The organism is Rhodococcus sp. T2V (assembly GCF_029269925.1).
GTDB classification, from domain to species: domain Bacteria; phylum Actinomycetota; class Actinomycetes; order Mycobacteriales; family Mycobacteriaceae; genus Rhodococcus_F; species Rhodococcus_F koreensis.
The window spans coordinates 1-24171 of the sequence record NZ_JARJBD010000081.1; the positions used below are offsets into that span (position 1 = coordinate 1).

Below are 24171 nucleotides of genomic sequence, written 5' to 3' on the forward strand. Positions count from 1 at the left end.
GGACACCGCCAGCACCGTCTCGAGCAACTGCGCCTCGGTCAACCGCAGCGTGTCGGCATCGGCCGGATCACCGTCCGGCAACGCCCCGTGAGCTCTCTCCCCGGCCCCCATGCATCAAGACTAGATCGAACACCAGTTCGAGTCAAGAGCTTTCCCTTAATCCGGCTGTGCCAAAACGCATTCGGCACGGTGCGATCGCACTGGATGGGCAATTCGATTGTTTCGCACATACCGTTACGCGAACTGTTCAGCGCCCTGACAGCGGTCGATTCGGCGACTATTCCCGGTGCGACGAGCGATCCGCCCATTCCAGCGCGTCGCCGGAGCTCAAGGTCCTGTTCGCTCCGCGCTTCAGTTCGTCGCCCCCTTGGCCAGTGCAGCGAGCCTGTCGACAGAGGCCAGGAGCCTGTCCGACGTGGTGGCGTGGGCCGGGTCGAGACGCTTCGGGTCCGTCAGTTGCGACCAGTCATACGTATGGGCGAGATGAACGCCGGGCGCCTGGTGTCCCTGCTCCGACGGCATCCAGCGATTCGGCGATCAGATCGAACACCACGGAAGCCGGGGCCGCGATCACCCGACCGGCGGTCATCACCGCAGCAATCTCGCTCTCCTCGTTGATAAAGATTCGGCACAGGATAATTACGGACTGATGCTCGCGATGATTTCGAGCCTGGGGCGGGGAGATGCTGCTGACCGTGTTGTGGAAGCTGGCCGTCCGGTGGCGCCCGTCCCGCCTCGGCGGCTGACCGGGCGGCAGTGCTAAGCGATGTGCTTGTCGAACCAGTTGATCGGCAGCTCCGGGTGGACGCCGAAGAAGTTGTACCCGTCGAACCGACGGTCCGTTCCCTCGATCCAGTACAACTCCTTGTCCTCCACCGGCAGTCGGTCGTAGATCGACTGGACGTCCGCGGGGCGTGTCATGACGTCGTCGTGGACCTGCGCGACGAGCGTGGGTACGGTGACCGCCTCGACGTGCTCGAGCGGTGACTGCTCGGCGAGGTGGAACCCGGTTCGCTCGTGTACAGCCTTGTCGAACTTCTCGTAGCCGTCGGTCATGCCGATGCCCTTGACGAACTCTTCGACGACGTACCGGGCGGATACCGGTTGCAGCATGACCATCGCCTGAATCTCGGAGAACTCTTCCGGGTGTTTGGACCAGGCCACCGCGGTGGAGTCGGCGCCGAGGCAGACCGACAGCAGAACTTTCTTCATGTTCTTCGTGTCCGGCCGTGCCGCCGCGTAGCGCAGCGATCCGATGACGTCGCGGTACTCCAGCAAGCCGATGCCGACGATGCCGCCGTTGCCCTGTCCGCTCATGCCGTGGTTGCGGATGTCGTAGGCCAGGATGTTGTAGCCGGCGTCGTGCAGCGCCTTGTACTCGGGCAGGAAATTGATCTCGAATCCTCCGAAACCACCGAACTCCGGCAAATGGCCGGGGTATCCGTACCGGTTGCCCGGCAGAAAGTGGTTGTGAATGACGAGCTTGTCGGAGTCGGCGGGAATGAACCATCCTTCGAGTGGAACGCCGTCCGTGGACGGGAAAGTCACGTCCTCGTACTCCAGCCCGACCTCGTCGGGGCGCCGCAGAAGCGGGGCGCGCCGTCCGGCGGTCGTGCCGGTGGTCCACAGGGACACGAAGTTGTCGAACGCGGCCTGGGCCTCGTCTGAATCAGCCATTGGGTGCTTCCTTTCCGGCGCCGGGGGCGCCTTACCCAGGGTGCTTCCCCGCCGCGGCACGATGTGGCTGTCCCGCGTCGGTGCCGCGTGAAGACGCTGAAGCCACAGTCGAGTGTTCTCCCACCCCGCCGGCGGATCCAGGTACTGTCAGCCCTCCCCTCCCGTCACCCGACCGGGCACGGTTCGTGGGTTATCGAGTTGTTCAGCACGGTGCGACCCTCGTTCAGTTGTCCGCCTGGCGGAGTGTCCAGATAGTTGGACACTGTCACCCCGGCTTCCCGGCCTACGTTCAGAGTGGCGAACTCGCCGAATCGAGAAACCACGGAGGCTGCATTGACGACTCGAGGAGTTGGCCGCGAGCGCAAATACGTACGACCGTCATGACGGTCGGCGTTCCCGCAGGGATGTGCGACCGAATGGCCGGTTCGCGTATGTCGCGCAGATTGTCTCGGCAACGCTCCAGGAAGTCCGCGATCGCACCCGACGGTGCGCTGACCCCGATCGGGTGCTCCCCGACGAAGGCGATTCCGCACGGCACGGCCGTCACACCGGACGGCAGATCGTCTACCTCCCCCAGACCGGCGATCAGAGCGTGGACGGATTCGAGATCCGAGACGACGGCGCCCTGATTCCCGTGCGCGGCGACGACCGGCAACGCGAAGGTGTTCACCCACCGGGTGCAGTCGAACGGCGCACTCGTGGCCCCGGGCGAACCGCCGGTCGACACGGGTGTGACGTTCTCCGACGGCGCCACCGGAGTGTTCGCATCCGTCGGTCCTGCATGACTACCCACCTACCCCGCACTACCGAATGAAATGTGGAATGGACATCGATATGGGTCTACTGGACGGCAAGGTCGTCTTCATCACCGGCGCCGCACGCGGGCAGGGTCGAGCGCACGCGGTGACCGCAGCGAAGGAGGGCGCCGATGTCATCATCACCGACATCTGCTCGCCCGTCGACGGAATACGCTACGAACTGGCGAGCAAGGACGATCTGGCCAAGACGCAGGCGCTCGTCGAACAGACCGGCCGGCGTGCGGTCAGCGCCATTGCCGACGTCCGTGATCAGGCCGCGCTCGATGCGGCGGTCGCGCTCGGGCTCGACACCTTCGGCCGGCTCGACGCGGTCATCGCCAACGCCGGACTGTGGGACCTCGGGCCGAAGTCCTGGGAGATCACCGAACAGATGTGGACGACGGTCACCGATGTGGTGCTCGGCGGAACGTTCCGGACGATCAAGGCCACCGCGCCGCATCTCGTCGAGCAACGTGGCGGTGCGATCGTCTGTATCGCGTCGGTGGGCGGCCTCGAGGCTACCGCCGGCTACACCCACTACATCACCGCTAAACACGGCGTCCTGGGCCTGATGAAGAACACCGCCCTGGAGATCGCGGACTACAACGTGCGATGCAATGCCGTCTGCCCCGGTGCGGTGGACGCGAAGATCTGGGACAACCCGATGGGCCACCAACTTTTCGTCGCCCCCGGCGAGACGGCGAATCGCGATGTGGCGATAGCCGCCACGTACGGTTATGCGCCGCTGGCCGGCAGGCCCGCGCTTCCGCCGAACGCTACCAGCAATGCCGCATGCTGGCTGCTGTCCGACTACGCCGAGCACATCACCGGTGTCGCCCTTCCGGTCGACGCGGGCCACCTCCTGCTCCCCGGCGTGAACTTCGCGCCGCAGACCGAGGGGCCGGAAGCCGATCGCTACCGTTCACCGGCCCAGTCGCCCGACGATCTGTGACGGCCTGACGACACCGGCCCCGACCGCTGCACGCAGTCGGGGCCTCTGTCTGTGCGCCCCTCGGCCGACCATTGCCCTCGCGGAGGGCATATATTATATTGTGTTTTCGCTCACATGTGATGTGATCACGCCTGGCCGGAAGGTGGTGTCGGAGTGCTCGGTAGCTCAGCACATTCTACGGTCGATGCTCGGCCGGAAATCGCGTCGTCGTGGATGCGTTCGCGATTGTCCGGTCTCGACTCCGATACGACGCCGAGGCTGGACAGGGTCGACGTCGCGGACGGGTGCCTCCGACGCGCCGCGGCACCCGTCCTGGATCGCGTCTGCCGCGAGTTCGACGGTGCGCCATTGGTTTTCGTCCTCGCCGACCACGACGCCCGGATCCTGGACATCCGGCACGCCAGTCCGGCCGTCCGCGACGCGGTCGACGGGATGGGCATCGAGCCCGGCATCCGGCTGGCCGAGGAGGAGGTGGGAACCAACGCGGTGGGCACCGTTCTGGAAGCCCGGCAACCGCTGCTCGTCCACGGTCCCGAACACTTCATGTCCGCCTTCCACGAGTTCAGCTGCTTCGGTCAGCCGATCATTCATCCGATCACGCGTCGACTCGAAGGCGTTCTCGACGTCGGAGGCGGCGCAGGCGAGGATCACCGGTACTTCGCGCCGATCGCCCAGCGGCTGGTCGGGGAGATCGAGGATCGGCTGGCGCTGAGCACACCTGCCGCGCAACACAATCTGCTGGCGGCCTTCCATTCCGCGGCACGTCGGAAGGAACGGCCGATGATGGTGCTCGGCGAGGGAATGGTGCTCGCGACTCCGGCGGCCCTCGACCTCCTCGATCCCGCCGACCATGCGGCCGTCCGAGCCGGCGCCGACACCGCTCGCACAATGGCCGTCACCAATCGCCTGACGCTCGAATCCGGGCGCGAAGTGGAATTCACCTGCACTCCGGTCGATGGCGGAAACGGCGTCCTGGTCGATTTCGCGACGGCGAGAAGCAGCCCGAAGCCGCAACCCCGACCATCGGTCGAGGAATGGCCGCTCCTCGTCGTCGGAGAAACCGGCACCGGCCGCACCACCGAGGCGGTACGTGCGGCCGGACTGGGCGGGGAGATCGTCGACGCCGCGGACGTCGTGCACACGGGTGAGCAGGCCTGGGCCGTCGGACTCGGCCGGCAGCTCGCGCAGGATGGTGCCGTCGTGATCATCGAGAACGTTCACCTCCTCACCGATTCGCTGGCCACACTGGTTGCCCGCCTCATCCGGGGCACGCGGCGACACGTTGTTCTGACCTCGACGAGGACGGATGACGCGGGGATCCACCCTTCCATGGTGGGGCTCTGTGCCGCACGACGTGAACTCGCTCCGCTCCGTCGGCGCCGCCACGAGATTCCCGGGCTGGCACGTCGGATGCTGGCGGAGGAGGCCGTGGCGTCCGACCTGCGGCTCACCTCGGCGACACTGCACGTGCTGGCAGCACATCCGTGGCCGGGCAACCTCGCGGAGCTTCGGCGGGTGATTCACGCGCTGGCCCGGACCCGCACGGCCGGAGACATCATTCCGACCGACCTTCCCGCACCGTACCGGGAAGTCGGCACACCCCTGTCGCCCATTCGACATGCCGAACGGGAAGTGATCGTCGCGGCGATCGAAGCGGCCGGCGGCAACAAGCTCAAGGCCGCGCAGTCACTCGGGGTGAGCCGGTCGACTCTCTACAACCGGCTCCGGGCTCTGAAGATCGCCTGACCTCTCCGGTTCACATCCGGCCCAGTCGTGCCAGTCGTTCTCGGGTCGGCGAACCGTCCTCGGCGGCACGCGAGGCAGCCGGTTGGGGCCGCTGCCCTGGGGGCGGCGATATCAGGGCTGAATGCCCATCTCCGGGCCGATGTACTCCCGGACGCGAACTGCCTTACCGTCGCGCGCCTCGACGATCTGCACGAGGTGCAACGTGACCGGCCGACCGCCCATTTCCAGTTCGACAGAAGCCTCGTTGAAGAAGCCCTTCTCGGTGAAAGTGATGCCCTCGGGACGGAAGTCCGGAACCGGACCGTCCCCGGTGCGTTCGTAGACCGCGGCGACGGCCTCGGACACCGAGACCCACTTGTCGTCGGCGCTGTGCCACACGGGGCAGTCCTCGACGCAGATCTCGAGGAACAGGTCTATGTTCGCCAGGGCTTTGACCCAGCTCTCCGCGAGTGCGACGGTTGCCTGGTCTGGGGTGCTGCTCATCTGTGATCGGGCCTTTCCGACGGGTTCATGCAGGTGATCTGCATCACCTATGCTGCCCGTGCGTGCGCCGATCGAGTGTCCAGATATCTGGACACGGCGCGAAAGACTGTGGCGCAGAGCCGCCTCCGTCACGACACCCGTTCGATGAGATTCACCTTGACGTGGTCCGGTCGCGCGAGGGTGCTGTCGGGCACGAGCTCGACCACCGCCTTGACGCCCAGCGCCGACCGGACCCTCTGCTCGATCGATAACCGCAGTTCGTCCTGCTGCTCGCCCCGGAGTCCGTCGGAATACTCCACGACCAGCATGATCGGCTTCTGGGTCGAATGCCCCTCGAAGTCGACGCGGATCCGCATCTCGCCGGTGGTGGCCGGCGCCAGCTCCGACACCAATTGCTTGACCGCGGACGGAAAGAGGTTGATGCCGCGTACGATCAGCATGTCGTCGGTCCGGCCGACGCACCGCACCTTGTACCCGGTGCGGCCACACGCGCAGTCGGTGCCGGTGACGACCACGTGGTCGCGGGTGCGGAACCGCAGCAGCGGCGACGCCTGCCTGCGCAGCGCCGTGTACACCAACTCGCCCTGCGCGCCGGCCACGGGCGCGACGATCTCATCGGTCTCCGGGTCGATCAGCTCGGCCACCATCAGGTCCGGGGAGAGGAAGTGCATGCCGTCGCCCTCCTCGCATTCGCCCCAGTAGATGCAGGCGATGTCGGTGCCGCCGAGCATCTCCCGTGATGTGGCGCCCCACAACGACTCGAGCTTGCCGCGGACCGCGGGCAGGCCGCCGCCGGGCTCGCCGCCCACGCTGATCGCGCGCACACCCAGATCGCGGGCCCGCAGGCCGAGGATCGCCGGGGCCTGCTCGGCCAGATACGCGAGGAAGTTCGGCGTGCCGATCAGCGCGTCGGGCCGCTGATCGGCCTGCACCCGCAGGAGTCGCTCCGCGCCCGCCTCCGCGCCGATCGGAATGTCGACGATGCCCATGTACTGCGCCATCTGCACGACGGGGATCCCGCCGACAAAGCCCTTGCTCATACCGAACCCGTGCAGCAACCTGTCGCCGGGACGAAAACCGTTGGCGTACAGTGCCCGCGCTCCGAGTTCGGACCAGACGTCGATGTCGCGCCGGGTCAACCCGACGTAGGACGGGCTGCCGGTGGTACCCGACGACGCCTGGATCTGCACGATGTCTGCGGCCTCGGCCGCGACGTGGTTGCCCAGCGGCGGCGTGGCCGCGAGGCTGTCCCGCAGTTCCTGCTTCTCGGTGAACGGCAGCCCAGCGAGGTCGGCCACCGTTCTCACTCGGGTGACGTCGACGGCATGCTCGGCGAACTTCTTCTGATAGAAGTCGCTGCGGGCGGCGAGATACTCGAGCTGCTCACGCAGGCGGGTGTTCTGCAGCGCCGCAGCATCGCCGGGCGCGAGCGACTCGATCTCGCTCCAATGCCGTGCCGAATGGGGAACAGCCACAGCACTCACCGTCCTTCTACTCGAATTCGGCGCGAATGGCGTCGGTGTGCGCACCCAGTGCGGGCACCGAGCCGCTGCGCACCGGCCACCCGTCGGCCACCGCGGGCGGCAGCAGCGCGGGCACGGGGCCGGACGGGGTGCCCACGTCGCGCCATCGTCCGCGCTCGACCAGCTGCGGGTGCTCGGCCAGGTCGCGCACGCTGTTGAGCCGGGCGTTGCCGATCCCCGCGGCGTCCGCCGTCTTCTGGATCTCCGCCAGCGTGTGCTCCGCGCACCACGCGCCCACGACCGCGTCCAGTTCGTCACGCGCCTCGACGCGAGTGTCGTTGTGCGCGTAGCGCGGTTCATCGGCCAGTTCCGGCCGGCCGATCATCTCGGCCAGGCGCCGCCATTCACGGTCGTTGGTCGTCCCGAGCACCGCGGTCTGGCCGTCGGAGGTGGGGTACGCGCCGTAGGGCGCGATCATCGGTGAGCCCATGCCGACCGGAACCGGCTCGGTGCCGGCGTGGATCACCTGGTTGAGGGCGAAGCCCATCATCTCGGCGACGGTGTCGAGCATGGCGATCGGGATGACCGCTCCCCTGCCGGTCCGTTCCCGGTCGTAGAGCGCCGCCAGCACCGCGGAGTACGCGTACAGCGCCGTGCCGACATCGGCCACCGGGATGCCCGGCTTGGCCGGATGCCCCGGTGCGCCGGTGATGCTGCAGGACCCGCCTTCCGCCTGGATGAGCAGGTCGTACGCCCTCTTGTGGTCGAGGGGACCACCCTTCCCGTAACCGGAGATGTCGACGACGATCAGGCGCGGGAAGTCACGCGAGAGGTCCCGGGTGCCGATCCCCAGCCGGTCGAGCGCGCCGGGCGCGAGGTTGCTGACCACGACGTCGGCGGTGGCGAGGATGTTCCGGAAGATCCCCATGTCCGATGCGGACTTGAGGTCCAGCGTCGCCGATTCCTTGCCGTGGTTCAGCCACGTGAAGTGCGCGGACATCCCGCCGACCACGGAGTCGTACGCGCGCGTCGAGTCGCCGTAGCCCGGGGCCTCCACCTTGATCACGCGGGCCCCGAGGTCCGCGAGGTGGCGCGTGCACAGCGGCGCCGAGATCGCCTGCTCCAGCCCGACCACGGTGATGCCGGCCAGCGGTCCCTGCGTTCGTTGTTCGGTTGCGGTCACGAGAACTTCGGCTCCCTCTTCTCGCGGAACGAGGACACGCCCTCGACCACGTCCGGACCACCGAAACCGAAGAACTCCAGGCCCAGCGAGGCGTCGAAGATCGGCATGGCCTGCCGGTACCAGCCGTTGAGCGCCATTTTGGTGCCCTGGATCCCGGCCCGGGAGCCGGCGGCCAGCTTCCGCGCGATCTCCATCGCCTGGTCCTGCACCTCGTCGTCGTCGACGCACAGCGACACCATGCCGATCCGCTCGGCCTCCTCGCCGGTGAGCACCTCGTTGGTCAGAAGGTGGTACTTGGCCTTCGCCATACTCGTCAGCAGCGGCCAGCAGATCGCCGCATGATCGCCGGCGGCGACACCCAGCCGGACGTGACCGTCGACGATCTTCGCGCGGCGGCCCGCGACCGAGATGTCGGCCAGCAGCGCGGCCACCAGGCCGGCGCCCGCAGCAGGCCCGTTGATCGCGGAGATGATCGGCTGCGGAACCTCGATGATGTTGCGCACCAGGTCGCGGGCCTCACGCATCACCCGCGACCGTGACGCGTAGTCGCCGATCATGTTCTCGACGAGGTCGAAGCTGCCGCCCGCCGAGAACGCGCGATCACCGGCACCGCGAATCACCACGGCGCGGACCGACTCGTCGAGTCCGATCACCGGCCAGATGTCGGCCAGTTCGCGGTGCGCGTCCGGGCCCACCGCGTTGAGGTTCGGGCCGTCCAGCACGATGCGGAGGATGCCTTCTTCGGGGCGGTCGACCTTCAGTGAGGTGAAGGCCTCGTAGCTGGTCACCATTACTTCCTTCCTGGAATTTCTCGGGGCGAGCGGTGCGACGGCGGCCTCGTCAGTCGCCGACGCCCCACCGAGACGCGACGTCCGCGGGCGCGACGGTGCCGACCCGCGGCGTCGCGGGTTCGCGCGCCGGGGTGCCGCTGAAACGCGGCGCGGGCATCGGATGCAGGACGCCGCCGACGGTCCGGTACACGCCCCGCTGGGTGTTGTGGGGGTCCACCGCGGCCTCGTCGAACGTGAGCACCGGGGTGACGCACGCATCGGTACCGGCGAACACCTTCTCCCATTCGTCTCGGGTGCGCCGCTCGACGGCGTCACCGATGAGCTTGCGCAGATGCGGCCACGATTCGCGATCGTTCTGGTCGGGCCAGTCGTCGGTGTCGGGGCCGAGACGCGAGGTGAACTCCCGATAGAAATCGGGTTCGAGCGCTCCGACGGCGATGTACCCGCCGTCGGCGCACCGGTAGGTGTCGTAGAACGGTGCCCCGGAGTCGAGGAAGTTCGTCCCCGGATCGTCCGAGTAGAGGCCCGCGGCACGCAGGCCCTGCAGCTTGGCGGTCAGCGCCGCGACACCGTCGACCATCGCGGCGTCGATCACCTGGCCCCGCCCCGTACGGGCCGCGGAAACGAGGGCGCACGCGATGCCGTACGCCCCCATGGCGCCGCCTGCCGCGTAATCGCCGAGCAGGTTGATCGGCGGGCGCGGCGCGCTGTCCGACCGCGCCATGGCGTGCAACGCGCCGGACTGCGCCACGTAGTTGATGTCGTGTCCGGCGTCCCGCGACCGCGGACCGGTCTGTCCGTAGCCGGTCAGCCGCACGTAGACGAGGCGCTCGTTGCGTGCCATCACGTCGTCCGGTCCGAGCCCGAGCCGTTCGGTCACGCCGGGCCGGTATCCCTCGATGAAGATGTCCGCGGCTTCGGCCAGACGCAGCACACTCTCGCGCCCGTCCGGGTCCTTGAGGTCGACGGCCACCGCGTCGACGCCGCGGTTGACGACGTCGACTTCCTCGGTCAGACCGTCCGTCTGGCTGAGCGCGCGGGCCGTCCGGTTCGGTGGCCGCACCACCCGCACCACGTCGGCTCCCATGTCGGCGAGCAGCATCGAGACGTACGGCACCGGGCCCATTCCCGCGAGCACCAGGGCCCGGACTCCAGCCAGCGGACCGGTCATCGTCACACTCCTTCGTCGGTGGGCTCAGTACGACCGCGGCAGGCCGAGGACCTGCTGCGAGACGTAGTTGCGCACCATCTCCTGCGAGAACGGCGCGTTGCGCAGCAGTCGCACCTCACGCCACAGCCGCTCGATGTGGTACTCCTTCGCATACGCGTACCCACCCAGCGTCGAGAACACCCGGTCGCACGCTTCGAATCCGGCCTCGGCGCCGAGATACTTCGCCGCGGCGGCCTCGTGCCCGCACTCCTGCTTGTCGTCGAAGAGTTTCGCGGCGTGCATCGCCATGCGCTCGGCCGCCTCGAGACGGATCCACGAGTCCGCGAGCGGATGGGCGACGGCCTGGTTCTGGCCGATCGGCCGATCGAAGACCACGCGGTTCTTCGCGTACTCGGTGCCGATCTCGAGGGCCGCGCGGCCGAGGCCGATGCCCTCCATGGCGACCACGATGCGTTCCGGGTTGAGCCCGTCGATGATGTAGTAGAAGCCCTTGTCGACCTCGCCGACCACGTCTTCGTCGGACACGAACAGGTTGTCGATGAACAACTCGTTCGTGTCGATGGCCGCGCGTCCCAGCTTGTCGATCTCGCGGATCGTGACGTGCTTGCGGTCGAGTTCGGCGAAGAAGATCGTCATCCCGTGCAGCGGCTTGTCGTCACGCCGCGGCGACGTGCGGGCCAGCAGCAGGATGCGGTGCGCGTTCTGAGCGTTGGTGATGAACACCTTCTGGCCGTTGATGACCCAGCCACCGTCGACCTTGGTCGCCTTGGTCTTGATGCGCGACGTATCCACGCCGGCAGTCGGTTCGGTGATGCCGAACGCGGTGAGCATCTCACCCGACGCGAGCTTGGGGAGATACTTCTTCTTCATCTCCTCCGAGCCGTACCGGACGATCGGAGCCGGAGGGAAGACGTAGAAGTGGATCGCCGAGCCACCGCTCATACCGCCACCGGAGGACGCGATCTCGCCCATCATCACCGCGGCCTCCTGGAGACCCAGGCCGATTCCGCCGTACTCCTCCGGGATCATCGCGCCGAGCCAGCCGCCGTCCGCGAACGCCTTGATGAAATCCCAGGGGTATTCGTGCTTGCGGTCCTTGTCCAGCCAGTAGTCGTTGTCGAACTTCCGCGCCAGCTCGCGAGTCGCCTTGCGGACGATCTCGATGTTGCTCTCGGTATCGAAGTCTGCCATCTCAACTCTCCTAGTCTTCGCCCGCGTACACGGGGATGTCCTCGAGCGGCGTCGCCGGATCGAGCGACGACATGTCGCCGATCGGGGCACCGATGAACCGCGACCGGATGGCGCGGCGCATGATCTTTCCGTTCTTCGTCTTCGGCAGCGTCGGCACCGCATACACCTCGGGTGCGAAGGATTTGCCTGCGTTCGCCAACGCCGTCGCCTGCAGGTCGTCGTTGTCGACGCCATCGGCGCGCAGCACCGCGAACGCCACCGCCCGCTGACCGCGCATCTCGTCCGGCACGCCGATCACCGCGACCTCCGTGATCCGGTTGTCACGCAACAGGGCGGCCTCGATCTCGGCCGGCCCGACGCGGCGTCCCGACAGCTTGATGGTGTCGTCCGAGCGGCCGTGGATCCGCCACATGCCGGCAGTGTCGATGCTCGCCAGATCACCGTGTACCCAGATGCCGTCCCAGCGACTCCAGTAGGTGTCGAGGTAGCGGTCCCGGTCCTGCCAGAAGGCGTGCGTCATCCCGGGGAACGTGTTGAGCACCGCCAGTTCGCCGATCTGACCGACCACGGGCCTGCCGTCGTCGTCGAGCACCGCGGCGTCGACACCGGGCAGCGGTCCGGTGAAGGCGGCAGGCGCGGCGGGCAGGAACGGGTAGCCGACGAGAATGCCACCGCCGACCTCGGTGCCGCCGCTGTAGTTGACGATCGCGCGCTCTCGCCCGCCGACCTCCTCGAACAGCCAGAACCACGTGGGCTCGTCCCAGGCTTCGCCGGTGGAGACGAACGTCTTCAGGGTCGGCATCTCCGGGGCGGTGCCGTCGCCTGCCGCCTTCAGCGCGCGTGCCGCCGTCGGCGCGATGCCCTGCACGGTGACGCCGTTGCGGTTCACGATCTCCCACATACGATTCGGTGTGGGATGGGTGGGAAGACCCTCGATCATCACGATGGTCGCACCGAGCTGCAACGGACCGGTCATGAGCATCGGGCCCACGAGCCACCCGAGGTCGGTGATCCAGGAGACCACGTCGTCGGCGTGCACATCGAAGCCGTAGGCGAAGTCGACCGCCGTCTTGGCCGCGAAACCGCCGTGCGAGTGCACGATTCCCTTCGGCCTGCCCGTGGTGCCGGACGTGTAGACGATCGTCAGTGGGTCGTTCGACTCGGTGTCCGCCACGTCGACGGGGTCCGGATCGGCGGGAAGGTCGTCGTAGTAGACGTCGCGGCCGGCCTGCATCGGCACGTCGGTACCCAGATGCCGGATCACCACGACGGAGCGGACCGACAGCGCCTGGGCCAATGCGGCGTCCGCGGTCGCCTTCATCTCGACGACCTTGCCGCGACGGGTCGTGCCGTCGGCGGTCACCAGGAGCACGGCGTCCGAATCCTGCAGTCGCGTGGCCAGGGCGTCGGGCGCGTATCCACTGAACGTGGGTACCGCGACCGCGCCGATCATCGCGATGGCGAGGAAGGCCACGGCGGCCTCGGGCACGACCGGCATGAACAGCACCACGCGATCGCCGCGACGCACACCCAGACCCGTGAGGTGCGCCGCGAACCGGCTCACCTCAGCCGCGAGTTCCGCGTAGGTCAGCGTGCGTCGCTGTCCGCCGTCGCCTTCGTAGACCACCGCGGTCTTGCCTGCGAGGTCACCACGGGCGTGCCGGAGGGCCGCCAGTTCGGCGACGTTGATCCGGCCGCCCGGGAACCATTTCGGGAACTCCCGCCCCTCGGACTCGTCGAGAACCCGGTCGAATGGCGCCGAGAACGCGACGTCCAGGTCGGCCAGCGCCTCGCGCCAGAACCACTCGGGGTCGGCGACGGCGCGACGGCCCAGCTCGGCGACAGCGGCGGCATCGTCACCGAAGCCCCAGCTCTTCATCGCCGCGAGCAGCCTCGCGCGCTCGCGCACCGCGGGGCCCGGAACCCAGGCCATCTCCTCGGGCTGGCTACTGATGCCCATTTCCGTGTTCTCCTCGTCTGGGGCTGTCGGTCGTCGTGTCGGGGTGAGCGGTCAGGCCTGCTCGCCGGCCGACTTCTTGATCATCAGACCGACACGGGTTGCGTCGCACACGATCTCGTCGCGCTGGTTGAGGCCGAAGTGGCGGAACGTGACGATGCCGGAGTCGTTGCGGCTCTTGGACTCCCGGGCCGACACGATCTCGGTGCGCACGTGGATGGTGTCACCGTGGAACACCGGCTTGGGGAACTTGATCGAATCGAAGCCAAGGTTGCCGAGGGTGGTGCCGTACGTGGTGTCGTGCATCGAGATACCGGCGACGAGGCCCAGGAGGAACAGGCTGTTGACCAGGCGCTGCCCGTGAATGGAGCCCTTGCTGTATTCCGCATCCAGGTGGAGCGGGGCCATGTTCAGAGTCATCGTGCTGAACAGGACGTTGTCGGTCTCGGTCACGGTGCGTCGGACCTCGTGGTCGATGACCATTCCCGGTACGAATTCCTCGAAGTACAGACCCGGCATGTGACGTCCTTTCTCTCGAGCGACGACGAGTCCGATGCTCGGCCGCTGCGGTACGTGAGCTCCACTCTAGAAGAAATATATTATGCATGCAAGGGATCGCGTTTGATGTCTGATGCATTTCTTCACCCGTAGACTCAGCAAAAAGATAGTATATGATGCATGCCACACTGTGTTGATGGTGTGATCTCACAGACAAGACCGAAGGACACCCTTACGTGAACAAGACAGACGAACAGCGCATCGACCTCGCGTCAACGCCGGTCTCTCGGTCCGGCCTGGAAACAGAACCTCGCAAGCTCACTGCCTGGGGCATCACCGGAATGCTGGTGGTGCTGTACCTCATGAACGCGTCCGACAAGGCGGTGTTCGGGCTCATCGCCCAACCGCTCAGCAAGGACCTCGGGCTCAGCGCCTCCCAGATCGGCTTCACCGGCAGCATGTTCTTCCTCGCCTTCAGCTTCGGAGGCTTCTTCGCCGGGCCGATCAACAAGGTCCTCGCGCTCCGGTGGTCCATCGCGATCATCGCCGTGCTGTGGGGCGTCGTCATGCTCCCGCTCGTCGTGTGGTCGACGTTCGCGGTGCTGCTCGCGAGCCGCATGCTTCTCGGCCTCACCGAGGGGCCGACGTCCGCATTGCTGCACACCGCCGCCTACTCGTGGCACGCACCCGCGAAGCGGGGCCTGCCGAGCGCGCTCATCATCAGCGGAAGCATGCTGGCCAAGATGGCCGTCGTCCCGATCCTCGCGCTCGTGGTGGCCGAGTACGGATGGCGGTCCGCCATCATCGTGCTCGCGTGCGCAACCACGCTGTGGTGCATCCCGTGGCTGCTGACCTGGCGCCCCGGCCCGTACACCGTGGGTGGCAAGCACACGTCCGCAGGCGACGACACCGACAGCGAGCCGGCAGTCAGCTGGAAGCGCCTGCTCACCTCGAAGACCTTCGTGTCCGCCGTCCTCGTCGCGATGAGCGCCTACGCGCTGATGACCGTCGTGCTCACCTGGTTGCCCTCCTACTTCGAGCAGGGCCTCGGGTACTCGCGCCTCGAATCGGGCACGCTGTTCGCCGCGCCGAGCTTCGTCGGGCTCGCGACGCTCGTCGGTGGTTCCTGGCTGAGCGACCGCGGGATCAGCCGCGGACTGTCCATCCGCCTGGTCCGCGTCGTCGTGCCCTGCGTCGGCGTGATCGTCGCCGGAGTGTTGCTGCTGAGCCTGCCGTCCCTCGGATCTCCACTGCTCGCGGTGTGCGCGGTGTCGGTGGCGTACGGGCTGGTGGTCGCGGTGTTCCCGCTGCTCAACGCCGCTGTGATCGCAACGTGCCCGCCGCGGCAGACCGCCGGCGTCATCGGCGCCTTCTTCGCGATCCAGGCAATCGGCGGAATCATCGGACCCTGGTCGATGGGGATCGTCGTCGACGCCTCGGCGACCAAGATCGACGGGTACCAGGCTGCGTTCCAGTGCCTGGGCATCGTGGGCGCCGTCGTCGCGATCGCCGCGCTCGTCCTCGCCGACCCGGCGCGTGATCGCGAACGCCTCCGCGTGTCTCGCTGAGATACAGGCGATCCGATGTGCCCAGCACTTCTGGCAACCGTCAGAAGTGCTGGGCACAAACGTCTGTCCCGTCGGAGTCATCTCGAGCCCGTTGCCGATTCCCGACATTCAATATATTATGTTTTAACTGCTTATTCGTCGAGCGATCGGAGCGTGTTCCGTGAGTGCACCGCACGCCGTACCGGAAGTCACCCCGGAAGAATGGCGGTTGCGTGCGCGCTGCCGCGGCATGGACATCGCCGTCTTCTACCTCGACGAGGACGGAAGGAAATCCCAGCCTCAGCGCGAACGCATCGCGAAGGACATCTGCCGCCGCTGCCCCGTGATCAGCGAATGCCGTCAGTACGCCATCCATTTCGGCGAACAACACGGTGTGTGGGGCGGATTGACACCCAGGGAACTCGGTGCCGCCCGAAAATGGAGCCGCTGGCAGAGGTAGCCGCACCGGGTCTGCACACCACAGCGCCGCCCCCGCCGTTGACACGGCGAGGGCGGCGCTGTGATTCGGACCGATCAGGCAGTGAGTGTGGGCCCCAACCGGTTCAGCAGTGTCGAGATGTCGTCGACGTTCTCGAGGTCGTACACGGCCTCGACGACAGCTGCCGCGTCCGCGTCGCTCACGACGCCGTCGACGTTGTGGCGGAACTTCGCGATCAGTTCGTCGTCGGTCATGTAGGTGACCGGGTCGGGAGACGGACTGCCCTTGGGGTAGCCGCGTTCGCCGGAGAACCGGGTGCCGCGTGCATGGACCTCGACCCGCGATCGGCGCGCGGCCGGGTTGCTCGTCAGTGCCGCGGTGTAGTCGGGGTGTTCCTGGAAGGTCGTCTTCGCGGTGAGCGCGAGGACGGACGGATCGAAGACCGCTTCCGGTGTCTGCCAGTCCTTGCCGGGCGGAATACGGTGGGCGGCGAGGGCAAGGCCGTGGGTCATGCTGAACTGGGCGTCGCGCGGATTGCGGATGGTCTCGTTGACCCACACCGGCTGCATCACGAAGCTCTCACCCCAGGCGTCGATGGCGTCGATCTCGCCGGGCGCGAGGTCGTTGGCCTCGACGATCTCGGTGAGGGCGTCGAACAGCGCGTGCATGACCCGGCAGTGCGGATAGGGCTTGAACGACTGGAACGGGGTGAAGGTCCACTCCGTCCCCAAGCCTGCCGTGATCGGCGCCGGCTCCCAGCGCGAGGTCCCGATGAATCGGGGGAAGCCGTACTCGCGGTCGTCGAGCATCTCGCGGTCACCGGTGTGCCCGAGTTCGGCCAGGTTCGCGACCGTCACCGCGGAGAGGGCCATACCCCCTGCGAGCTGGTACTTGATAGTGGTCGACGGTGCATGCATCATCCACGCGCGCTGGGTGTTGGTGGGCATCGTCGAGCCCATGATGCCGAGGGCATCGGCCAGCGTCTCGCCTGAGAATCGCTTGACCACGCCGATCGCGGCCGCCGCACCGAACAGCGTGCTGCTGTAGCCGATGACCTTCGGGATGGTGACCACGCCGTCTTTGATGTCGCGCAGATAGTCGGTGGCCTTGCCGATCCGGTACGACATCTCGTGCGCCACCGCGATCGCCGTGAGCAGTCGCTCACCCGAGGAGTGCAGAGCCTCGGCGGTCGCCAGCGCACCGGGCACGACGTACGGCGTCACGTGACCGGGCGGCAGCACCGCATCCTGGTCGAGCGCGTTGACCAGTTCGGCGTTGGCGAACGCCGCACCCGGCACCGACGTCTTCGTGCCCGTCCCGAGGATCGACGCCGAACCACCTGAACCACCGAGGAATTGGCCGTACTCGACCCCTCGTTGCGCACCCGCGTCACCGAGCGACGCCACCGCGCAGCCGAGGGTGTCCAGCAGAATGCGCTTGGACTCGGAAACCACGTCCTCGGGGAGTGACCGCCCGTCGGCGCCGGCGGCGAAATCCGCGAGGTGTTCGACAATTGTTGGCATCAGGTTCGTCCTCTTTGTTTCTGTGATGGGATTACAGGGGCCACTGGAGGTGTTTGACTTCGAAGAACTCGCGGAGGCCCTCCTCGCCGCCTTCGCGGCCGATGCCGCTGTACCCGGGACCGCCCCAGGGGGCGTCGGCCCGCATTCCGCCGCCACCGTTGATGGTCACGGTCCCCGACCGCAGACGCCGCGCGAACGCCAACGCCTCCGCGGTCGGTCCCCACACGTTGGCGTTGAGGGCGTACCGGACACCGTTGGCCATCCGCACCGCCTCGTCCAGGTCGGCGTACGGCATCACCACCCCGACGGGCGCGAAGAGTTCCTCCTGCGCGATCTCCGCGTCGTTCGAAATGCCGGTCACCAGAGTCGGTTCGAGGAAGAAGCCGTCATCGAGGCCGGGCGGCCGGCCCCCGCCGACGGGAACCTCCGCGCCCGTCTCCCGGGCGCGCGCAAGGAAGCCCTCCACATGTCCACGATGTGCGCCGGTGATCAGCGGTCCCAGGACGGTGTCGGGCCGATGCGGGTCGCCGACTGTGAGGCTACCGAGGAACTTGCCCGACCTCTCGACGTACTCGTCGAAATCGGCCTGGGGCACCAGGGTTCGTGTCGTCGCCCCACAGGCTTGGCCGCTGTTGCGGGTAAACCGCAGCGCGGACGCGGGCACCGCCGTCTCGATGTCGGTGCCGGGCAGCACGATGTTCGGTGATTTGCCGCCGAGTTCGAGGACGACCTTCTTCAGCGTCGGTGCCGCCAAAGTGAGGATCTTGCTGCCGACCGCGGCGGAACCGGTGAACGTCACCAGGTCGACCTCCGGGGCAGCGACCACCTGCGCGGTCACGCTCGGCGGACCGAAGACCAGGTTGACCGCGCCCGGCGGGAATCCCGCCTCCTCGATCAGCCGCATGATCGCGGACGTCAGCAACACGGCCCGCGGCGAGGTCACCAGGACGGTCGAGCAGCCCGACGCCAGGGCGGCGCCGAGCTTGTACGCGCACATCATGACCGGGACGTTGTAGGCGACGACCGCGGCCACCACACCGGCCGGGTCCCGCACCAGCATGCTGCTCGAGACGATCGGGTCGTGGTGCAGCGGCAGCGGTTGCTCGTACCCGTCCCGCGGTCCGCGGGCCGCGGCGTCGGCGAACCACCGGAAGAACTGCACCGGCAGGTCCACATGCAACGTCGCGGCGCTGCTGACCGGGGTGCCGATCTCGGTGGCGGCGAGGTCGACGATCTTCTCCCGGTCCCGCTCGAGCAGATCCGCCAGCCGGTGCAGCAGGGCACCGCGTTCACCCGGTCCGAGACGGCTCCACTCGCCGTCGTCGAACGCCCACCGCGCAGCGGACACGGCTGCGGCGACCTGCGTCGGGCTCGCCGCAGGTGTGACGGCCAGTTCCCGACCGGTCGTCGGGTTGATCGACCGGATCGCCTCCCCTTCGCCCGCGATCCGGCGCCCGTCGATGTGGCACTCGGCCTCGACAATCGGTGCGGTCATGACATTTCCCTTTCGAGTCAATGGTGTGCAGTCGTTCAGATGATCGGCGCGGCGCCTCCGTGGAGACTCCGTCGCAGCGAATGCTGTTACCCCGCCATGTACCCGCCGTCGACGACGAACGAACCGCCGGTCGCGTAGCCGGCGCGATCGGAGAGGAGCCAGCACGCCATCTCGGCGATGTCGTCGGGTTGCGCGAGTGCCCCGAAGGGAATCCGGGACATGATGGTGGATCCGCTGCGGCGCTTGGCATCCTTCATCAAGTCGGTGTCGGTATAGCCCGGGCACACCGCGTTGATCCGGATCGTCGGCGCGTATTCGATTGCCGCAGTTTTGGTCAGGCCGACGACGCCGTGTTTGGCCGCCGCATACCCGGCCGTGGTCTTGAATCCAGTGAGGCCCGCGAGCGACGCCGTGTTCACGATGGCGCCGCCACCCTGTGCCACCATCTGCTTCAGCTGGGCGCGCATACAGAGCCACACGCCCTTGAGGTTCACCGCGACCGCGCGGTCGAATGCCGCCTCGTCCCACTCCGCGACGGATCGGCCACCCTGACCGATCTGCCCGCCGCTCACCCCTGCGTTGTTGAACGCTCCGTCCAGGCGGCCGTAGTGGTCGACGGCCGCGGCGACCATCGCATCCACCGACGCTCCGACCGTGAGGTCGGCGGGAAGCGCGATCGCCTCTCCGCCCGCCGCGCGCACGAGCTCTGCCGTCGCCGCGACGCCTTCCTCGGACACGTCGGTCGCCGCGACCCGGGCGCCTTCCTTCGCGGCCAGCAGGGACGTCGCGCGCCCGATGCCTCCCGCCGCGCCGCTGACGAGTACTACTTTCCCGTCGAGTAATCCTGACATTTCCGTCCTTCTTCCGAGCAGATGATGTGGTGGCGATCTATCCGACGCGGGATGCCGGCCAGTCACGTGCCGGCGAACGCCACGCGGGCCAGTTGTCCTCGGGCTCGGGACGTGTCACCGACACGTGGTGAAAGCACTCCTGACACTTGACGACCATGCGGGGGCCGAGGTGGTTGGCCACGGGATAGCGGGCGAGACTCGTTGCGCCGCATGACGGGCAAGCACCGTCGACGGCGGTGCGTTCGACGTAGACGCGCTCGGTCTCGGGGCGGGGGAACAATAGCCGGTCGACAGCCATGGGGTTTCCTTTCTCACAGATTCCAGTTGCGGGGGTTGGCCACCGGCACGCTCCAGCGCCCCTGGTCGCGGGCGGCGTCCAGCTGTGCGCGTCGTGCGGTGGTGGCGGCCTCGTCGATGTCACCGTTCGCGATCACGACACCGTGCGCATCGGCCGCGAACTCGGGGCTCACGAGTCCGCTACGGACGTCCTGCAGCACCTTTTCGGGGATACGGACCAGGGGGTCACCCCAGCCGCCGCCACCGCCGATGACGAAGCGGAGCGCATCGCCTGCCTTCAGGATCAACCCGGAGAACTTGCCGGTCTGGTAGCGCGCACCGCGCCCGAACTCGCCGTTGTTCGGGTCCGGCCTGCCCTGTTCGTCGAACATGCCGAACAGCGGCTCGGCCCCACGCAGGTCGAGTGGGTCGCCGTGTGCGGCCAGGTCGAAGTTCTCGATGTACCAGCCGTAGGCCGGCGAGCCTGCGCCACCTCCGTTCGAGCCGGGAGCGCCGCAGCGGACCCGGTCGGCGGTGATGGTGACCATCGTGTCGGACTCGGCGAAGATCGAGTACACCGAACCGAGTCCGCCGCGGAATTCTCCGGCTCCGGCGGTGTCGATCACCATCTCGTGCTGGACGATGACCAGCGGGCTCTCGATCTCGACGTGTTCCTGCACCGAAGTCCGGCAGTTGCCGATCGGGATCACGCAGAAGGAGACGCCGTCGTCCTTCCAGGTGCCGCCCCAGCCACCACCGGCGAGCGCGAATGCACCCCACGGCGTGCCTTCGTGGCCCGGGCGGGTGTCGATGCCGCCGAGGCTGACGACAACGGCAGTGCCTGTGTCACAGGCGAATGCCTCGTCCATTGCCTGGCTGAGGGCCTGGGTGACGACGTTGATCCCCCGCGCGCCGATGTCGGCGTGGTTGGAGCAACTCGACGGCGGCAGAACCTGTACCACGCTGCCGGACGGCAGCAGAGTCTCGATCGGGCGCAGCGTGCCACTGTTGACCGGTGTCGACGGGTCGACCATCAGCTTGACCGCCTCGATGCAGCGCGAGGCCTCGCACCAGGCGGTGCCACAGTTGCCGAGGGGCTGCCGACCGGAACCGGAGAAGTCGATCTCCATGGAATCTCCGCGGACTTTCACCGTCACGTTGACCGGGATCGGTTCGTCGGTGACGCCGTCCTCGTCGAGGAAATCCTCGGCGGTGTAGTCGCCGTCCGGGATGCTCGCGATGCCGCGCCGCATGCTGGCCTCGGTGGCCTCGATGGCGTAGCGGCCGGCCGCGCGCACCTTCTCCAGGCCGCCGCGGGCGATCAGATCCTGCAACTGGCGCTCGCCGACGACCAGGCAGCCGTGCAGGGCTCGCAGGTCGCCGAGCACGAGCTGCGGCACCCGGTTGTTCTCCAGGATGAAGTTGAACAGCGGACGAACCGGAACGTCGTTCGCGTACAGCAACGTCGGCGGCAGTTTCAGCTGCTCCTCGAAGTGGGTCTGGGTGCCGTTGGAGAAGCCACCCGGGATCGCCCCGCCGAGGTCGACGAGGTGTGACGTCGAGTGCAGCAGGAATTCCACACGGCCGTCGACGAATACCGGCCGGAGCAAATTCACGTCCGACTGGTGGATGGTGCCGCGCCACGGGTCGTTGACGAAGATGACGTCTCCGGGCTGCATGCTGTCGACGTCCCAGTCGTCCATCACGAAATTCGCGATGTGCGGGGCGGTGAACGCGTGCTGCATACAGCCCTCCCACAGCGCGACGGTTTCCCAGCCGTCGTCGGTGCGCATGTGAATGGCGCTGGTGCAGTCCAGGATGTCGCGGCAAACCGGGGAGAAGGCACTACGCATCAGCGAGTCGAGCATCTCCCGGGCGACCTCGGTGAGGCCGTAGCGGAGGATGTCGAGTTCGACGTCGACCGCGGGGCCGGTGTCTGGGGTGGTGATCGTCATGGTCTGCTCCTCAGCTCTGGGGCTCGATGATGAGATTCAGGTCGCCGTCCACGTAGGCCGTCCGGCCGGGAAGGACGAGGGTTGTCGCGAACTTCTCGGCGACGAGGGCGGGGCCCTGCACTGGCTCGAAGGGTTGGAGGCGCTCCCGAACGTAGATGGACACCTCGACCTGCTCGGTCGTGCCCGGCAAGGTGAGCTCCGTCGTGCGGAGGAATGGCTCGCCGTCCTCGGGGGTGAGGTCGGTCTTGTGCTGCTCCCGCGGGATGATCGCCGTCACCTCCACCGTCGAGATCACGACCGGAATCTCGGTGGCCGCGAAACCGTATGACTCCCGGTAGAAGTCGTGAAACTGCGGCACCAGGTCGGACACGCTGTCGGCGGTGAGAGCGCCGGAATGGATGGGCATCCGGTTGTCCCACGTCTGCCCGCGGTACATCGCGAAAACGGCTCGCTCGAACCGGATTCGCTCCACGTCGGCGCCCTGGCTGGCGAGTTCGCCGCGAATGCGGTCCTGCAATGCGACGAAGGCGGCCTCGATCGCCTCGGCGCTCGCGGGTACGAGCGGGCTCATGATCGACTGCGCCCGGGTGACCGTCAGGTCGCTGCGGAGCAGCCCCATGGCCGAGAACTGGCCGGGGTTGCGAGGCACGATCACCTTGTCCAGGCCCAGGATCTGCCCGACGCGGTCGGCGAGCATGGGGCCGGCCGATCCCGAGGGCTGCAGGGCGAACTCACGGACGTCGAGTCCCCGGTAGACCGAGATCGTGCGGACCTTCGCGGCGATGTCCTCGCACGCGACCTCGTAGGCGGCCGAGGCGAGCTCGAGGGCTGACATGCCGAACTGCTCCCCGGTCTCCCGAAGGGCATCGAGCGACGCGTCGACGTCGAGCCGAATGGAACCGTTGGCGAACAGGTCCGGCTGGAGGACACCGAGCGCCGCGCACGCATCGGTGAGCGTGGGCTCGACGCCGCCGCGCCGGTAACACACCGGACCCGGATTCGAACCGGCCGAAGCCGGACCGACCGCCACGTTGCCGAGCGTGCTGGGCCGGATCAGGCTACCGGCACCCGAGCCGACGCTCTCCACGTCGACGAGCGGCATGGTCAGCGTGAGACCGGTTTCCAGCGTCCACAGATCGGTGAGTGGCGTCTTGCCGTGGACGATCGCCGCCACGTCCGTGCTCGTGCCGCCGACGTCGATGGTGAGCAGGTTCGGCGAGCTGCTCTCGTTGGCGAGTTTGACGCTGCCGCTCACGCCGCCGACCGGGCCGGAGACCAGCTGGAACACCGGGGCGCGGCCCGCGTCGGCGAACGTCGCGACACCACCGTTCATCATCATGATCCACAGCGTCCCCGCGTAATTGCGCTCGGACAGCTCGTTCATCAGACGGTCGAGGTAGCCGACGACGGCCGGGCCCACGTAGGCGTCGAGGGCGACGGTCGTGGTGCGCTCGTGCTCCTTGGTCACCGGGTAGAGCGCGGAGGTCTGAATGTAGGCGTCCGGCAACTCTTCTGCGACGATCTCGGCCGCCCGCTGCTCGTGGCCGGGGTTGATGTAGGAGTTCATCAGACACACGGCCACCGACTTCGCGCCCTGGCCCGCGAGAGCGCGTGCCGCTTCGCGGACGGCGTTCTCGTCCAACGGCAACAACTCGGACCCGTCGTACCGCAGTCGCTCCGGGACCCCGAAGCGCGATTCACGCTGCACGATCGGCCGCTCCTGGTGCGGCCGCAGCCACGTGGGATCGTAGAAACGGTCACCGAATTCGCGGTGCATGCGACCGATGTCGAGCAGATCCCGGTGACCGCGGGTCGCGATCAGACCGGTGCGCTCGCCGGTCCGGCTGAGCAGGGCGTTGATACCCACCGTGTGCCCGTGCACGATCTCGGCGACGTCCGGAACCTCGACGCCGATCGCCTCGATGCTCAGCAGAACCCCCTCCTCCTGCTGGAGGGTCGACAGCACCTTGCCGTCTCGGGTCTCACCCGTCTTGCGGTTGAGCGCAATGATGTCGGTGAAAGTGCCACCGACATCGATGCCGACTATCCAGTCGGCTGCCCGCTCACTCTGCGTCATATCTCGGCCTCCGTGCTGTGTGTTTCAGTGACGTGCGCAGTGCGTCTGCGCCACGCTTGTGTTGCACGTCACTCTTCCGCACGGAAGGTGCGGGAACAT

The 24171-nt window shown here is 67.5% G+C and carries 20 protein-coding genes and 1 pseudogene; 4 read left to right on the forward strand and 17 right to left on the reverse strand.

What is annotated here, in order from left to right; translation table 11 throughout:
- Positions 1-351 precede the first annotated feature (351 nt).
- From P3H15_RS55585 to P3H15_RS40870, 3 genes and pseudogenes are all read right to left on the reverse strand, one after another.
- A pseudogene (locus P3H15_RS55585) lies at positions 352-483 on the reverse strand (polyketide cyclase); the annotation flags it as partial.
- 276 nt (positions 484-759) lie between these two features.
- Entirely contained in the window at positions 760-1677 is a 918-nt protein-coding gene (locus tag P3H15_RS40865; protein ID WP_276142489.1) for a S9 family peptidase, read from the reverse strand.
- A 289-nt stretch (positions 1678-1966) separates the two neighbouring features.
- Positions 1967-2470: a hypothetical protein gene (locus P3H15_RS40870; RefSeq protein ID WP_276142490.1), complete on the reverse strand. Its 504-nt coding sequence runs from the start codon at positions 2468-2470 to the stop codon at positions 1967-1969.
- Between the two features lie 29 nt (positions 2471-2499).
- Here P3H15_RS40870 and P3H15_RS40875 point away from each other — a divergent pair, with 29 nt between their 5' ends.
- Positions 2500-3426: a mycofactocin-coupled SDR family oxidoreductase gene (locus P3H15_RS40875; RefSeq protein WP_276142491.1), complete on the forward strand. Its 927-nt coding sequence runs from the start codon at positions 2500-2502 to the stop codon at positions 3424-3426.
- 213 nt (positions 3427-3639) lie between these two features.
- Entirely contained in the window at positions 3640-5172 is a 1533-nt protein-coding gene (locus P3H15_RS40880; protein ID WP_276142492.1) for a sigma-54-dependent Fis family transcriptional regulator, read from the forward strand.
- A gap of 111 nt (positions 5173-5283) precedes the next feature.
- Here P3H15_RS40880 and P3H15_RS40885 read toward each other — a convergent pair whose 3' ends face one another.
- The 8 genes from P3H15_RS40885 to P3H15_RS40920 form a co-directional block, all read right to left on the reverse strand.
- A complete protein-coding gene (locus P3H15_RS40885) occupies positions 5284-5655 on the reverse strand; it encodes a nuclear transport factor 2 family protein (RefSeq protein WP_276142493.1) in 372 nt (123 codons plus the stop codon).
- A gap of 128 nt (positions 5656-5783) precedes the next feature.
- Positions 5784-7130: a phenylacetate--CoA ligase family protein gene (locus P3H15_RS40890; protein ID WP_276142494.1), complete on the reverse strand. Its 1347-nt coding sequence runs from the start codon at positions 7128-7130 to the stop codon at positions 5784-5786.
- 16 nt (positions 7131-7146) lie between these two features.
- Complete coding sequence (locus tag P3H15_RS40895) at positions 7147-8301, reverse strand: CaiB/BaiF CoA-transferase family protein (protein WP_276142495.1); 1155 nt, start codon at positions 8299-8301, stop codon at positions 7147-7149.
- Positions 8298-9092 (reverse strand): enoyl-CoA hydratase/isomerase family protein, encoded by a 795-nt coding sequence (locus P3H15_RS40900; RefSeq protein WP_276142496.1) that lies wholly within the window; start codon positions 9090-9092, stop codon positions 8298-8300. Before P3H15_RS40900 ends, P3H15_RS40895 begins: the two co-directional genes overlap by 4 nt.
- A 49-nt stretch (positions 9093-9141) precedes the next feature.
- Positions 9142-10263 (reverse strand): CaiB/BaiF CoA-transferase family protein, encoded by a 1122-nt coding sequence (locus P3H15_RS40905; RefSeq protein ID WP_276142497.1) that lies wholly within the window; start codon positions 10261-10263, stop codon positions 9142-9144.
- A gap of 24 nt (positions 10264-10287) precedes the next feature.
- A complete protein-coding gene (locus tag P3H15_RS40910; RefSeq protein ID WP_087559347.1) occupies positions 10288-11454 on the reverse strand; it encodes an acyl-CoA dehydrogenase family protein in 1167 nt (388 codons plus the stop codon).
- Positions 11455-11464: 10 nt separating this feature from the next.
- Positions 11465-13414, reverse strand: a complete 1950-nt coding sequence (locus tag P3H15_RS40915) for an AMP-binding protein (RefSeq protein ID WP_276142498.1) — start codon at positions 13412-13414, stop codon at positions 11465-11467.
- Between the two features lie 51 nt (positions 13415-13465).
- Positions 13466-13930, reverse strand: a complete 465-nt coding sequence (locus tag P3H15_RS40920; protein WP_276142499.1) for a MaoC family dehydratase — start codon at positions 13928-13930, stop codon at positions 13466-13468.
- Between the two features lie 215 nt (positions 13931-14145).
- Between P3H15_RS40920 and P3H15_RS40925 the strand changes: the two genes are divergently transcribed.
- Positions 14146-15477, forward strand: a complete 1332-nt coding sequence (locus tag P3H15_RS40925; protein ID WP_276142500.1) for an MFS transporter — start codon at positions 14146-14148, stop codon at positions 15475-15477.
- A gap of 160 nt (positions 15478-15637) precedes the next feature.
- Positions 15638-15916, forward strand: coding sequence for a WhiB family transcriptional regulator (locus P3H15_RS40930; RefSeq protein WP_276142501.1), 279 nt, complete (start codon positions 15638-15640; stop codon positions 15914-15916).
- Positions 15917-15990: 74 nt separating this feature from the next.
- On the opposite strand, the gene P3H15_RS40935 is transcribed toward P3H15_RS40930, so the two are convergent.
- From P3H15_RS40935 to P3H15_RS40960, 6 genes are all read right to left on the reverse strand, one after another.
- The gene (locus P3H15_RS40935; RefSeq protein ID WP_276142502.1) at positions 15991-17418 is read right to left on the reverse strand and encodes an MmgE/PrpD family protein; all 1428 of its coding nucleotides are present in this window, start codon (positions 17416-17418) and stop codon (positions 15991-15993) included.
- A 31-nt stretch (positions 17419-17449) separates the two neighbouring features.
- Positions 17450-18913, reverse strand: a complete 1464-nt coding sequence (locus tag P3H15_RS40940) for an aldehyde dehydrogenase family protein (protein ID WP_276142503.1) — start codon at positions 18911-18913, stop codon at positions 17450-17452.
- Between the two features lie 86 nt (positions 18914-18999).
- Complete coding sequence (locus tag P3H15_RS40945) at positions 19000-19764, reverse strand: SDR family NAD(P)-dependent oxidoreductase (RefSeq protein WP_276142504.1); 765 nt, start codon at positions 19762-19764, stop codon at positions 19000-19002.
- A gap of 37 nt (positions 19765-19801) precedes the next feature.
- The gene (locus tag P3H15_RS40950) at positions 19802-20062 is read right to left on the reverse strand and encodes a hypothetical protein (protein WP_276142505.1); all 261 of its coding nucleotides are present in this window, start codon (positions 20060-20062) and stop codon (positions 19802-19804) included.
- 13 nt (positions 20063-20075) lie between these two features.
- Complete coding sequence (locus tag P3H15_RS40955; RefSeq protein ID WP_276142506.1) at positions 20076-21995, reverse strand: hydantoinase B/oxoprolinase family protein; 1920 nt, start codon at positions 21993-21995, stop codon at positions 20076-20078.
- Positions 21996-22005: 10 nt separating this feature from the next.
- Positions 22006-24072, reverse strand: coding sequence for a hydantoinase/oxoprolinase family protein (locus P3H15_RS40960; RefSeq protein WP_276142507.1), 2067 nt, complete (start codon positions 24070-24072; stop codon positions 22006-22008).
- Positions 24073-24171 lie beyond the last annotated feature (99 nt).